Origin of the sequence: Alicyclobacillus sp. ALC3 (assembly GCF_028751195.1) — a bacterium.
GTDB lineage: Bacteria > Bacillota > Bacilli > Alicyclobacillales > Alicyclobacillaceae > Alicyclobacillus_L.
On sequence record NZ_CP066784.1, the window covers coordinates 2970763 to 2984420 of the forward strand.

At 61.3% G+C, this 13658-nt stretch carries 12 protein-coding genes; 8 read left to right on the forward strand and 4 right to left on the reverse strand.

Annotation, left to right across the window (positions count from 1 at the left end):
- Positions 1-53 precede the first annotated feature (53 nt).
- From JC200_RS13705 to JC200_RS13715, 3 genes are all read right to left on the reverse strand, one after another.
- Positions 54-419: a DUF1450 domain-containing protein gene (locus JC200_RS13705; protein ID WP_274432256.1), complete on the reverse strand. Its 366-nt coding sequence runs from the start codon at positions 417-419 to the stop codon at positions 54-56.
- Positions 420-554: 135 nt separating this feature from the next.
- Positions 555-1160: a DedA family protein gene (locus JC200_RS13710; protein ID WP_274432257.1), complete on the reverse strand. Its 606-nt coding sequence runs from the start codon at positions 1158-1160 to the stop codon at positions 555-557.
- Positions 1161-2449: 1289 nt separating this feature from the next.
- Positions 2450-3604, reverse strand: a complete 1155-nt coding sequence (locus tag JC200_RS13715; RefSeq protein WP_274432258.1) for a C40 family peptidase — start codon at positions 3602-3604, stop codon at positions 2450-2452.
- Between the two features lie 272 nt (positions 3605-3876).
- On the opposite strand from JC200_RS13715, the gene JC200_RS13720 reads away from it, so the two are divergent.
- The 7 genes from JC200_RS13720 (at position 3877) to JC200_RS13750 (ending at position 10333) form a co-directional block, all read left to right on the forward strand.
- The gene (locus JC200_RS13720) at positions 3877-5601 is read left to right on the forward strand and encodes an amidohydrolase (RefSeq protein ID WP_274432259.1); all 1725 of its coding nucleotides are present in this window, start codon (positions 3877-3879) and stop codon (positions 5599-5601) included.
- Positions 5602-5709: 108 nt separating this feature from the next.
- Positions 5710-6906 (forward strand): thiamine-phosphate kinase, encoded by a 1197-nt coding sequence (thiL, locus tag JC200_RS13725; protein ID WP_274432261.1) that lies wholly within the window; start codon positions 5710-5712, stop codon positions 6904-6906.
- Positions 6907-6969: 63 nt separating this feature from the next.
- Positions 6970-7458, forward strand: a complete 489-nt coding sequence (gene tsaE / locus JC200_RS13730) for a tRNA (adenosine(37)-N6)-threonylcarbamoyltransferase complex ATPase subunit type 1 TsaE (RefSeq protein WP_274432262.1) — start codon at positions 6970-6972, stop codon at positions 7456-7458.
- Entirely contained in the window at positions 7446-8273 is an 828-nt protein-coding gene (gene tsaB, locus JC200_RS13735) for a tRNA (adenosine(37)-N6)-threonylcarbamoyltransferase complex dimerization subunit type 1 TsaB (RefSeq protein WP_274432263.1), read from the forward strand. Before tsaE ends, tsaB begins: the two co-directional genes overlap by 13 nt.
- On the forward strand, positions 8260-8778 hold the full coding sequence (gene rimI / locus JC200_RS13740) for a ribosomal protein S18-alanine N-acetyltransferase (protein WP_274432264.1): 519 nt from the start codon (positions 8260-8262) through the stop codon (positions 8776-8778). The genes tsaB and rimI overlap by 14 nt, the downstream gene beginning before the upstream one ends.
- A gap of 72 nt (positions 8779-8850) precedes the next feature.
- Positions 8851-9963, forward strand: a complete 1113-nt coding sequence (gene tsaD, locus JC200_RS13745) for a tRNA (adenosine(37)-N6)-threonylcarbamoyltransferase complex transferase subunit TsaD (RefSeq protein WP_274436548.1) — start codon at positions 8851-8853, stop codon at positions 9961-9963.
- Between the two features lie 73 nt (positions 9964-10036).
- Positions 10037-10333: a hypothetical protein gene (locus JC200_RS13750; RefSeq protein ID WP_274432265.1), complete on the forward strand. Its 297-nt coding sequence runs from the start codon at positions 10037-10039 to the stop codon at positions 10331-10333.
- A gap of 82 nt (positions 10334-10415) precedes the next feature.
- On the opposite strand, the gene JC200_RS13755 is transcribed toward JC200_RS13750, so the two are convergent.
- Complete coding sequence (locus tag JC200_RS13755; RefSeq protein WP_274432266.1) at positions 10416-12563, reverse strand: ABC-F family ATP-binding cassette domain-containing protein; 2148 nt, start codon at positions 12561-12563, stop codon at positions 10416-10418.
- A gap of 155 nt (positions 12564-12718) precedes the next feature.
- Between JC200_RS13755 and JC200_RS13760 the strand changes: the two genes are divergently transcribed.
- Positions 12719-13636, forward strand: a complete 918-nt coding sequence (locus JC200_RS13760) for a phosphatase PAP2 family protein (protein WP_274432267.1) — start codon at positions 12719-12721, stop codon at positions 13634-13636.
- Positions 13637-13658 lie beyond the last annotated feature (22 nt).

The window sequence follows — 13658 nt, forward strand, 5'->3', positions numbered from 1 at the left end:
GAGGGCAGCCTGCTGCTGTCTATCGTCTGCTGTCTATCGTCTGCCACCTTCTGCTATTCGCCGGGCTGACTTAACAAGTGGCACACTTTTTCGTACAACGCATCTGCGTCATCCGAAATCACATAGGAAACCCCGTTGACGAGCAGGAACGGCCGCTTTGCGCAGTGCTCGCAAGGACCGAGACGCGCCCACTGACGGATCGCGGCCTGCGGTTGCTCCGCTACAACCCGCTGTGCGACGCTGCGTGATCCGAGTGGGGCATTTTTCGTACATAGTTCGAGTTTGACGAGTTTCATGCTACCTCCTCGGGCCATGAAGGACTGGTGGCTGGACCTGCTCGTGAGCACGGGCGTGATTGGCTGAACGCGCAGGGCGTGTGACGTCATCATCGGGGCACCCGGACTGCTGCGCACCTCCACTGCTGCGCCCCCAGGTCATCGGCGCGAGGCGGCCGTTCGCGGGCCGCTTGCTAGCGGCGCGGGGGGCTCCTGCTCGGTGCGGAGCGGCTGCTATCGATTTGGACGGTCGTGATCGACTGTAGCAGTCCGGCCCGGTCACCGCGAAGGGGCGCCGCTGTACCGCGCTAGCCACCATACGATTAGGCCAAAAATGACAACCCCCGCGATGTAGGCGAAATACGTTTGTAGCGTGTGCATCATCAGTTGGGCGTTTTCGCCGAACCAGTATCCTGCTGCGACCCAACCACCGCACCAGAGTATCGCGCTGATGCCAGTGTAGATGAGAAATGGCCGGAAATCCATGCGTCCGAAGCCTGCGACGTACGAACTGACGGACCGGATCCCGGGCAAAAAACGCCCTGGGATGAGCAACAGGGCACCGTATCGATCGATGAGCCGGGTGGTGCGCATCATGGTGCGCTTGTTGAACACAGGAAAGTGATTGACGAAGCGACCGAGTTCGGGGCCAAAGTGGTAGCTGACCCAGTACGCGACGCCCGTGCCGATGAGATACCCGGCCACGCAACACGCCACCGTGCCCACGAAGGTAAAGTGGCCTTGGGCGGCGGCGTATCCGTACAGAACCATGACGGCGTCACCTGGAAACGGGAGGCCTAGACCTTCGATCACGAGGGCAAGCGCGATTCCCGGGTAGCCAAGCGCGAAGACGTGGTGGGTGAACGTTCCAAACCATTGCAGCACCAGGCGTCCCTCCGTATCCCAGCACAGTTCGCAGACTCTCGTCCGCGTCGATCTATGCTTACGACAGGAACGTGGCGGACATGTCTGCGATGCTGGTTCGGAATGCGTCGGTGAGTTGGGATGGTGAGTGGGATGGTGAGTGGGATGGTGAGTGGGATGGTGAGTGGGCGAGCGCCAAATTGGGGGTATTGGCAGCGCGATCCCGTTCGCATTGCGCCAAATTGGCGGTAATTATGGGTGGGGTGCAGCGGCATAGCGCCAAAATGGCGCAACGGTGGCCAATAGCGCCATTTTGGCGGTATTACGGGCGGGGGTGTGGCGGCATAGCGCCAAAATGGCGCAATGGTGGCCAATAGCGCCAAATTGGCGGTAATTACGGGTGGGATGTGGCCGCATAGCGCCAAAATGGCGCAATGGGGGTCAATAGCGCCAAATTGGCGGTAATTATGGGCGGGGTGTGGCGGCATAGCGCCAAAATGGCGCAATGGTGATCAATAGCGCCAAAATGGCGGTAATTATGGGCGGGGTGTGGCGGCATAGCGCCAAAATGGCGCATTGGTGGTCAATAGCGCCATTTTGGCGGTAATTATGGGCGGGGTGTGGCGGCATAGCGCCAAAATGGCGCAATGGTGGTCAATAGCGCCAAAATGGCGGTATTACGGGCGGGGTGTGGCGGCATAGCGCCAAAATGGCGCAATGGTGGCCAATAGCGCCAAAATGGCGGTAATTATGGGCGGGGTGTGGCCGCATAGCGCCAAAATGGCGCAATGGTGGTCAATAGCGCCAAAATGGCGGTATTATGGGCGGGGTGTGGCCGCATAGCGCCAAAATGGCGCAATGGTGGCCAATAGCGCCATTTTGGCGGTAATTACGGGCGGGGTGTGGCCGCATAGCGCCAAAATGGCGCAATAGGGGTCAATAGCGCCAAATTGGCGGTAATTATGGGCGGGGTGTGGCCGCATAGCGCCAAAATGGCGCAATGGTAGTCAATAGCGCCAATTTGGCGGTAATTACGGGCGGGTGTGGCTGTATAGCACCAACCTCATGCTCCTACGGAGCACAAATTGTGATGAAAATAGCCGCAGACGGCTATTTTCCCATCAATAGAGTAATAGGAGCGATAGCGCCCTCGTACAGGAGGCAGCTAAGCCGTCGCGGTTCAGCAGGCGGACCGGGAGCCCAATAAAAAGGGGGGTATCTCCTGGCCAATGGCCTGAGAAATACCCCCGGACTTCCAGCTACAGCCAGCTACAGCCAGCTACAGCCAGCTACAGATGCGAGCGGCTCGCCTACTTAATCATCTGGCGCGCGCCGAGGTACTTGGGTCCCCAGTACGAGTTGTGGATGTTGTCGATCACGAGGCCCATGTCCTCGGAGTCGAGCATCATGCCGTTGCCAACGTAGATGCCGACGTGTGACGCTCCTGGTGCGTAGGTGCTGAAGAACACCAGATCGCCCGGCTGCAGGTTCGCCTCAGAGACTGGCACACCAACTGCGTACTGCTCCTCAGATGTGCGCGGTATGTTAATGCCAAAGTGGGCGAAGACGAACTGCGTAAAGCCGGAGCAATCGAAGCCTGGATTCGGGCTTGTCCCGCCCCAGACGTACGGGGTGCCCATGAACTGTTCGCCGAACTGAATGATGGCCTGCGCGTTTCCGGTCGGCAGGCTTCCAGAGGTGTGGTGCTGCGCTGCCTTGGCAGCCAACTGCGTTTCGTATTCAATCTGTGAAATCTGCTGAGCAGTCAAGTGAATCTGACTCTCAAGCAGGGTGCGGCGGCGAGTCTGTTGGCCGATGTTCGCTTTGACTGCCGCGAGCATTTGTTGGTGCTGTGTTTGCAATACCTGCTCCGCGTGTTGGAAGCTCTGCAGTTGAGCCCGCTTGGTCGACAAGGTCGCGTACTGCAGTTGCTGCTGTTTCTGCTGTGTCAGGATGACCTGCTGCAGGGCCGTCACCTGATCGACCAGTTTCTTTTGGGCTTTGGTAATCTGCTCAAGCATGTAGAGGCGCGACAGCAAGTTGTCAAAACTAGTCGACTGCATCAGTACGCTCAAGTACGACACGTGACCGTTCTCGTACATTGAGCGAATTTGTCCAATTAAGTCGGTCTTGTCCGTTTGCAGCTTGGCCTGATTCGCCTTCAGTTTTACATTCAACGCTGCGATGTGTGCGTTCACCTGTGCCATCTGTTGTTGGTTCTGGGAGATTGCTGACATGACGTTAGAGAGCGAATACTGTTCTTGTTGGACCGTGCTCTGCAAGGTCGTCATCTGCAGTTTTTCCTGCGAAATTTGCGCGTAGGTTTGGTTGGACTCCGACTTCAACTTACTCATCAACTGCTGTTCAGACGCGAGTGAAGCAGCTTGCGTCGGCGTGACCGTCGTGGCTGCCAGCGCCGCAACAGCCACCAATCCCGCGAGAGCAGTTCGTGTGGCGCGCAACAATAGCCACTCCTCCTGCCTGAAGAGATGATTCGACTCCGCAACAAATCGCGGTAGATCGTCGACATAACAATGCGACATACGCCTTCTTCAGATTCGACACGACCCGGCAAAATCCTCTCTCTGCAGCAAAAATTCGTGGCTTCAATCAATCGGATTAGCTGCGTGACGCAGTCCTTTCGTAGAAGCCGGGACGACCGCTGCTTGTGACCTTTTGGGACTGTTCGTCAATCCTGATATCATAGAGGGAAATCAAGCCATCGGAGGGAATGCGCGTGTGGCTCTTGACCGGTGCCAACGGCTATTGCTTTGACCATGAGAACACGCGCTTTGACGCTGTGGTTGTAGATGGGGCGTCAATTGCTGCGGTCGGAACAGCGACTGAGCTGCGCCTGCAGTTTGCCGGCCACATCGAGAGAACGCTCGATGTCGGCGGTGCAACGGTCATACCAGGGCTCGTCGACAGCCACTTGCATGTTGCCGCGCTTGGAGAGCAGTCTCTCGCACTCGACCTCACCGGAGTCGGGAGTCGCGGTGAACTGCTTGCGCGGGTGACTCGCCATGCTAGCAAACTCGCACCGGGAGCATGGGTGCAGGGCAGTGGATGGGACGACAACCGCATGCAAGGCGGTGTGCCGACGATCGACGAACTTGATCACGCTGCGGGCGGCCGGCCGGTTCTTCTCACGCGAGTGTGTCGACACGCCTACCTCGCCAATCGTGTGGCGTTCGAACGGGCTGGTCTGTCGGCCAGTTTACCCGATCCCGTTGATGGCAGGTACGGCCGCGACGCCTCAGGGAAATTGAACGGTTGGGTGTACGAAAACGCTGCACGCCCGTTCCTTCGCGCCATTCCCAGTTGGACCGAAGTGGACTGGGAGCACGCGCTTGAGGTGGGAATGCGTTCAGCGCTTGCCGTCGGCGTCACGGCCGTACACACAGACGACACGCGCAACCTCGGCGGATTCGCGCCTACGTGGCGCCTGTACCGTCGTCTGCTTGAGCGAGGCGTTAGGCTTCGTGTGCATGAATTGGTCGACTGGCATGTTCTGTCCGAGGCCCGCATGGTGCTGCTAGGCGGCGAGGGGCACACAACCGCCGCGCAAGCGCACGACACACGCCAGCGCAGCGGGCAGACCGGCAGCTCGAGCGAGGGCTTGACGCACAACGGCGGCATGCGCTTGAGCGGTCGAAACGACCTTGACCTCGCGGACTGGCTGGAAGTGGGCGCAGCGAAGTTGTTCTCTGACGGCGCGTTCGGCGGTCGCACTGCTTGGCTGTCCGCCCCATACAGCGATGCCTCAGAGACCGCTGGCACGCCGATGTACACCGTCGAGGAACTGACCGAGCGGGTGCAACAGGCACGCCGCCTCGGGTTTCCGGTCGCGATCCACTGCATTGGCGACGCCGCGCTCGACGCGGTCTTGACTGCACTGGAGCGGGCTGGCAGGCCCACTAGGGCGATCACGCCCGTCGCCCGCGACCGGATCATCCATGCGGAACTTGTCCGGCCCGACCTGTTGCACAGGATGGCGAGGCTTGGCGAGAGTGCCGTGATTGATGTGCAGCCGCGGTTTGTGCCAAGCGACTTTCCCTGGGTGGCAGACCGGCTTGGCCCAGAGCGGGCGGCTTCTGTCGGCGCGTGGCGCACCATGCGTGCGCGCGGGCTACACTTGGCTGGCGGGTCGGACGCGCCGATTGAGCCCGTCTCGCCGCTCCTTGGCGTGCATGCAGCTGTGACGAGGCGACAGCCTGACGGAACTGAACCGGGTTACAACTTGGCGGAAGCATTGACACCTGTTGAGGCAATTCAACTGTTTACGTCCGATGCATGCTTTGCGAACGGTTCGGAAGGCCGCAAGGGCCGAATTGTTGCGGGCACTCTCGCCGATTTTACCGTGATCGACCGAGATGTGGTCGAACCGCGACACCCGGACGACATCCGCGACGCCAAAGTCCTTCGCACCATCGTCGGCGGCGAGACGGCGTTCGAAGTGTAGAGCGTTCCACGCCAGAGGTTTTCCAGCGTCGCTGTATCGAGACGTAGGTGTATCGAGACATAGGTGTACCGAGACGTAGCGGTTTCAACCGTAGAGGAGGTCTGGCCTGTGGCACAACTAGGCGGGCTCGAAGAGTTTGGGCTAATCGCGCATTTGACTGACTGCTACCGTTCCCGGTTGCAGACTCGCACACAGAGCAGTGGCGCCGAGGCTCTGCCAGTTGCTGGCGAGGTGCCAGGCGTTCGCGTCGACATCGGCGACGACGCGGCCGTGTTGACAGTCAGTTCGGGCGAAGACCTCGTCTTGACGACAGACACGATGGTGGAAGGCGTGCACTTCCTGCCGGAAACGATGGATTGGTCGGATGTGGGCTACAAGGCGGTCGCAGCATCGGTCAGTGACGTGGCGGCGATGGGCGGGAGGGCGCGGCATGTGGTGCTCGCCATCGCCATCCCGGAACATGTAGAACTCGCATCGCTCGAGGCACTTTACGAGGGCGTGGCAGACGTCTGTGCAGACACTGGCTGTCGGCTCGTCGGCGGCGACGTAGTCGGTACGAGCGGACCGTTTGTCGTCACGAGCACCGTCCAAGGCGTCGTCGCAGCCGGGCAGGCCGTTTTGCGCAGCGGGGCGCAGCCAGGGGACGTGGTGTTTGTGACCGGTACAGTCGGCGACTCCGGGGCCGGACTCGCGCTGCAGCAGCCAACTGTCAGTCAAGAGGCGGCCAACCGCATGATGCCAAACCGGCCGACTGCGGGCGTGACGTCCGCCAACACCGCGCACACCCCCGGGATGGACGTGCCGCGGACGATGCCCTCCTATGTGCCTGCAGACGAGGCGTACGCGTTGCGCCAGCGTCACCGCAGACCACGGCCGCAAGTGGAGGCTGGCCCTATTCTGCTCGAGAGCGGTGCGACGTCCATGGACGACATCAGCGATGGACTAGCGAGTGAACTCAACGAGATCGCGAAGGCTAGCGGCGTCCGCTTGCGCATCGAAGCGGCGCGCGTCCCGCTCTCGCCCGCGGTGCAAAACTTCGCCCGCGGCAGGCGGGAAGACCCACTGACCTACGCGTGGTACGGCGGTGAGGACTATCAATTGGTTGGCACAGCCCCGCCGTTCGCGTTTGCGCGCATTCTCGCGCGCTTTGACGGGGTGGGTGTCCGCGTTACGCAGATCGGTCGTGTGGAACCGGGGGATGGCGAAGTCGTCGCTGTTTTGCCAAACGGGATCATCGACCTCGTGGAAGCGAGAGGGTACAATCACTTTAAGGAATCGCGCGGGAACGGGCCGTTGCAGCCGTGACGTGACGGCGGCGCTGAACAGGTCCGGTCCGAAGGGCGCGCGGGCGAGGGGTTTTGCGGACCGATGGTGAATCAGATGTCGATTTCCACATACTCGGGAGCACAGACCAGAAAGCTCGGCGCAGCGCTCGGAGCGCTGCTTGAGGCTGGCGATGTGGTGCTGCTCTACGGCGAGCTTGGGTCTGGCAAGACGACGTTTGCGCAAGGGGTCGCGTCTGGCCTTGGGATTGCGGGAGATGTGACGAGCCCGACGTTTACGCTGCTGACGGAGTACGAAGGTGGACGCATGCCACTCCTGCATGCGGACCTCTACCGACTCGACGGCGATCACGAAGCCGCCTGGTCAACTGGCCTCGAAGACTACTTCGACAGCGATGCAGCTGTGCTCATCGAGTGGCCGGAGGCTGTGGCGGACGACATTGCAGACGCACTGCACGTGGGCATTGAACGGGCGCCGTTGCCGCGCGTGGATGAGCGGGACCTGATTTGCCGAGCGACCGGGCCGCGCAGTTTCACACTCTTGGACGAGTGGGTGAAAAAGTGGCTGTTTTAGCGATGGATACGGCGACCGATGCGCTGGCAGTCGCAGTTGGCTCGCGCGGTGACAGCTTGGCAAGCGCGTGTCTCCGTGTACCGCGCGGCCATTCCAGACTGCTGCAGCCGACAGTAGCCCAACTGCTCACTGCCGCTGGTATTGCGCCTGCGGACCTGACTGGAATTTGCGTCGGGGTGGGACCCGGATCGTACACGGGTGTCCGCATGGCAGTGAGCACAGCGAAGGCGATGGCCACGGCTCTCGGCGTGCCGCTTTACACAGTGTCGACGCTGGTTGCGATTGCGAATGCCGCTGTGGTTGCAGAGCAAGGCCGTGTTGCCGTGTTGCCGCTGTTGTACGCGAGGCGAGAGCGCGCGTTTGGGGCGGTGTACACGCAGGTAGGGGCGGACACCAGTGTGGACGAGGCAGGTGCTACCCTGATTGGGGACGGAGGCACCGACGCTCTGCATTCGGCCGCCACGGTTGCCGCACCGCCACAAGTCAAATCCTTGGCAGAGTGGGCGGAGGTTGCCACTTCACTTCGGCAGGCGAACTGGCGAATAGTCACCGTACACGACCTTCGCAGTCAAAAACCGCAAGTGCAAACGCAGTTGGCAGAGGTCATTGCAGTCCTTCACGAAGCATCGGACGCTGTCGCAGACCTTGCCGACGTCGCACCAGGCATTGGACCCGCGCTGTTGCGGCTCACGGCGGCAGGGGCAGCCGAGATGGTCAGCGGCGACGCTGTTCACGATGTCGCCCCAGACTATGCGCTGGCCGTAGAGGCAGAAGTCAAACTGGCCGAGAGGAGCGATCCACATGGCAATCGGTGAAGTGGACGTCAAACAGGCAGAGTCGGAAGTCACACTGCGCCGGATGACATTGCGCGATGTCGATCACGTTCTGTTGGTGGAACGCCGGTCGTTTACCGCACCGTGGTCCCGGCAAGCCTTTATGACAGAACTGCTGGACAACCAGTTCGCGCGTTACATCGTCGCGGAGCACGCCGGGCGCATTGTCGGCTACGCCGGCATCTGGTTGATCGTGGACGAAGGACACGTCACCAACATCGCGGTTGATCCGGATTATCGCGGTCAGCACCTCGGTGAAATGATGCTGCGCATGCTGATGGCAATCTGTGTGCGCAACGGCGGCCGGCGCATCACCCTCGAAGTCCGGGTGACCAACGACGTCGCGCAAAACCTGTACCGGAAGCTCGGCTTTGCAGGCGCCGGGGTCCGCAAAGGATACTACACGGACAACCGCGAAGATGCGCTCATCATGTGGGCGGACCTACCGCCGGCAGAGACGTTGCCACCAGCAGAGACGCTGTTGTAGGCACCCACGTATCAGGAGCGAGCAACTGTGCACGCAGTCCGAGAGACAAGTCTGGAGGGAATACGCGGTAGGATGAACATCTTGGCGATTGAGACAAGCTGTGACGAGACGGCGGCGGCGATTGTCGCGGACGGTCGGCGCATCGTCGCGCAGACGATCGCGTCTCAGATGCAGGTCCACGCCCGCTTTGGCGGTGTCGTGCCGGAAGTCGCATCGCGCAGGCACGTAGAGTCAATTACGGCGGTCGTAGCCGAAACGTTTACGGACGCCGGACTGACATGGGCAGATATGGACGCCATCGCGGTGACTTGCGGCCCCGGCCTCCTCGGGGCCCTTTTGGTTGGCCTGTCGGCTGCGAAAGGGTATGCCTTGGCGACGGGACTGCCACTCATCGGCGTGCACCACATCGCGGGCCACGTCGCGGCGGCGTTCCTTGAGACGGATTTGGAGCCACCGTTCTTGGCACTCGTTGTCTCAGGCGGCCACACCGAGTTGTTGGTGGTCGACGAGGCCTTTCGCTTCCGCAAACTCGGGGGCACGAAAGATGACGCCGCGGGTGAGGCGTACGACAAGGTCGCGCGAATGCTCGGGCTACCGTACCCTGGTGGACCGCGTGTGGACGAGTTGGCGCAGCAAGGACGCCCGGACGCCTACGCCTTCCCACGCTCCCTCATTGACGAGGACAGCTTCGACTTCAGCTACAGTGGGCTGAAGTCAGCGGTGAACAACGAGATCACGAAGCGTCGCCAGCGCGCACAAGAGGTCATGCCTGCGGATGTATGCGCCAGCTTTCAGGCGGCGGTTGTCGATGTACTCGTCGAAAAGACGGCGCAGGCCGTCGCAGCCACGGGGCTCCGGACGGTCGTCGTCGCCGGAGGCGTGGCAGCCAATTCCGGACTGCGGAGTGCTCTCACGGCCCAAGCGCATCACGACGGTTTCTCGCTACGTATGCCGCCGCTCGCGCTTTGCACGGACAACGCCGCGATGATCGGGGCGGCTGCCTATTGGCGCGCGGTGGCCGGCAACGTCGCCGCGGCCGGCGCTGGCGTGGCGGGCGGCACTGGCGCCGGGAACATGCTGGTCCGCGGACACGACCTCACCCTAAACGCTTCGGCCACGCTGTCACTCGACGCTTGGCAGGACAGCTTAAACTGCTTGCGCTCCATCCCGGTGCGCCCTGGCTGACCCTTGTTCTTGGCTGCGCGGCTTGGCTGGCTACCTAGCTGGCTAGCCGTGCGGCATGTTGGTTGCCGCGGTAGTGGCGCAGCAGGGTCGCGATTTTACGGGCGGACTTGCACGCATCGTCGCGGCCGAAATGGCGCAATGGGTGCGATGGCGCCAAATGGGTGTTCCAATGGACGGGATCCGTCGAGTCTCTCTGCAATTTGACTCTACTGGTGCGTATGGCACAGCACTCGTTGCGGCGGTAGTGCATGGTCTCAGCAATCCACACGTTTGTGGACAAGATGTGACGAACTTTGTGGAAACACGTCGAAATTCTCGCGGTGGCAGGCTTTATCCTGTGGATAACCCTGTGGACAGTGTGGATAACTGACAGATTCCCGTTTTCAGACGGTTCAAGAGAGCCACAATCTCGCGACGCACTTCGAGGCGCATCCACGTGCTGAGAGGTCCGCTCACCCGCCGATGCGTTCCATTTCCTCCAACTCGGCCGCTGCCTCTTCCCACGCCGACATGGTGGCCGTACAGGCTGAGTTTGCTGCATCCAAATCTCGCTCCAGCTGCGCTCCGCGCTCAAAGTCCTGCGCCAGTCCAGCATCAACCATCGCCTGTTCGATCTCTGCTTTGCGTTCCTCCGCCTCTATCACCGCAGCCTCCAGCTTCTCTACCTTCGCGCGCAACTTTCGCAGGTCAGCCGACCGCACGCGAACCGGCGCCGTCGGGCGCTCATCAGGGCGCGCACTCGGGGCTCCGTTTGTAGGGGTGACGGCCGCCCACTTCGCCGACTCGTCCATCGACCGTGCCGGCCCAGCGCCGCCGGATGATGGGGCCAATTCCGGCGAGATCGTCCTGCCGATCCCGTTGCCCGCCGCGCCCGCGTTCCCCGCGCCCCCAGCCCCAGCGTTGCGAACCTCGGACGTCCGCGCGCCAACGTTGCCCGCGTTCCCCGCAGATCCGCCCGTGGCCTCACGCGCGGCTTCGAGGGCTTCCTGCTGGCGCTTCCAGCGGTAATCGCTGTAGTTGCCGATGAAGACGCGGCATGAGGTGGGATCGACCTGGAGCAAGTGTGTCGCGATGGCGTCGATAAAGTAGCGGTCGTGTGAGACGAACAGAATTGTGCCCTCGTAGTCCTGCAGCGCGTCTTCGAGGACTTCCTTTGCAGGCAGGTCGAGGTGGTTGGTCGGCTCGTCGAACAACAGCACGTTCGCCTGTTGCAGCATCAATCGGCAGAGTGCGAGGCGGCTGCGCTCGCCGCCAGAGAGAGCCGCGACCGGTTTGTCGACGTCGTTGCCGCGAAACAGGAAGCGGCCAAGCGCCGTGCGAATGGTCGTCTGGTCGAGGCGCGGGTGTTCGTCCCAGACCTGGTCCAGCACAGTTTTTTTCAGGTCGAGATCGGCCTGCTCCTGGTCGTAGTAGCCAATCTGCACGTGACTGCCCCACGTGACCGTGCCCGCGAGCGCGGCGTGCCGGCCGATCAAAGTCCGTAGCAGGGTCGTTTTTCCGATCCCGTTTGGCCCCAGGATAGCCACGCGCTGACCGCGGGCCACCTGCAGGTTGATTGGCCCGGCGAGGCGGTTGTCCGGGTAGCCGACGACGAGGTCGCGCAGATTCAGCACGTCTTTGCCCGACGCCCGCTCCGCGTGAAATGACAGCGCGAGGCGCGCGCTCGAAGTGCGCGGGGCGTCGATTCGTTCCAGTTTCTCGAGCCACTTGCGCCGACTCTGTGCGCGCTTTGTCGTCGAGGCGCGGACGATGTTTTTGGCGACGAACTGTTCAATTCGCGCAATTTCGGCCTGTTGCGCCTCGTAGCGCTCGACATCCTGTGCCATCCGCTCTGCCGCAGTTTCGACGTAGTCACTGTAGTTGCCGATGTAGCGGGTCGTGCGGCCGCGATCGAGTTCATAGGTCACGTTCGCAATCTGGTCGAGGAAATAGCGGTCGTGCGAAACGACCAGCACGGCGCCACGGTAGCTGCGAAGTTCATCTTCCAACCAACTGAGTGTCTCGACGTCGAGGTAGTTGGTCGGTTCGTCGAGCACCAGCAAGTCGGGAGTCGTAGCGAGCAGGCGCGCGAGCGAGAGGCGAGTCTTCTGGCCACCGCTGAGACTGCCGACGGTCTGGGTGTGCATCTCGACGGGAAACTGCATGCCGGTCAGAACGCGGCGGATCTGCGCCTCGACGGCGTACCCGCCCTGCTCCTCAAAGCTCCTCTGCAGGCGGTCGTACTCAGCCGACACCGCTGTGAAACGCGCTTCGTCTTGGTACACTTCCGGACTTGCCATGGCGTGCTCAAGCTCATGCAGGCGGGTCTCCATCTGGTATAGCTCAGCAAACCCGTGCTGCATGAACGCCTCCAGCGTAGTGTCTGGAGACGCGTCGAGGAACTGTGAGACGAAGCCGAGTGAGACACCTTTGCCGAGGCTGATGTCACCGGTATCCGCTGTCTCGTCACCGACCAGGATATGCAAAAACGTCGTCTTGCCAGCGCCGTTTGCGCCGACGAGCGCCACGCGCTCGCCAGTCTGCACGACAATGCTGGCATCCGTTAGGACGACATGTCCGTCAAACTGCTTTTCCACATGATTTGCTGAAAGAACAATCATAGCCAGTCCCCTTGCACTCATACAATGCGTTAGACAACCCTGTTCGGGCGTGTACTGCCCTTCAGTGTACCGGAGCAGACACGGGCATGACAACGCGAGGTGTGCACCACAGGTGTCTGTCAGGATGGGGTCTGACAAGGAGGGAAGCGCACACAATGAGCGGTCCGAATTTTTCAATGCCCGCCGGGTACGTCTGGCAGTACCATCTAATCGTCTGGATGCAGGCGTACGAGGCGCCGTGGTTGACACGCCTCGTCGACATCTTCGCGCGCTACGGTACGGAGGGTGTGTACCTGCTTGTGTTGCCAGTCATCTTCTGGTCGATTCACCGACGTTTCGGGCTGAGGCTCGGTTTCGTGTTGCTCGCTTCGATGTACGTGAACAACTGGCTGAAAGTGGCCATATCCGTGGTGCGACCGGCGGGGGTGCCCGGCATCCGCACGATGGCACAGGCGACCGGCCCTGGGTACTCGCTGCCAAGCGCGCATACGCAAGAAGCGCTGACATTCTTTGGCGCGCTCGCGATGGCACTGCGCAAGGCCCGGGGGTGGGCGTGGGTTGGCGCTTTTCTGCTCGCGACAGTCGTTGGTGTGTCACGCATTTACGCGGGGTTGCACTGGCCTGTCGACGTCTTGCTCGGACTCGCGCTCGGCGTAGTGTTTTCGACTCTTGGCTGGCTTGTCGGAAAGTGGTGGACGTATCGCAACTACCCGTTCTCAGTGCGGGCGACGATTGGTCTACTGCTCGGCATCATTCTGCTCGTTTTTCACCGCGGCGTTGTGTCTCTGGAGTACGCTTCTTGGATGCTTGGTGGCACGATTGGCCTTCTGTTCGAGGAGCGTTTTGTCGGCAGCGACTTGTTGCCAAATTTGTGGCGGCGAGTGTGCACGGCTCTGATCGGCATGGCAGGTCTGATTGCGCTACAATGGGTAATACAGTGGCCGACAGACATAGTGTGGTCGCTCATCGCACGGGGCATGCTCGTTGGCGCTTGGTGCACACTTGGAGCTCCATACGTGTTTGTGCAATGTGGGTTGTATCAGCGCACTGGAACTACAGAAGGCGTACACTAGAGGTCAGAAAACACTGTGGCGT

Excerpts from the sequence above, each read along its gene's own strand:
- tsaE (WP_274432262.1), top strand. The coding sequence starts at position 6,970 with ATGGTGAATCAGATGTCGATTTCCACATACTCGGGAGCACAGACCAGA.
- rimI (WP_274432264.1), top strand. The coding sequence starts at position 8,260 with ATGGCAATCGGTGAAGTGGACGTCAAACAGGCAGAGTCGGAAGTCACA.
- tsaD (WP_274436548.1), top strand. The coding sequence starts at position 8,851 with ATGAACATCTTGGCGATTGAGACAAGCTGTGACGAGACGGCGGCGGCG.
- JC200_RS13755 (WP_274432266.1), bottom strand. The coding sequence starts at position 12,563 with ATGATTGTTCTTTCAGCAAATCATGTGGAAAAGCAGTTTGACGGACAT.
- JC200_RS13760 (WP_274432267.1), top strand. The coding sequence starts at position 12,719 with ATGAGCGGTCCGAATTTTTCAATGCCCGCCGGGTACGTCTGGCAGTAC.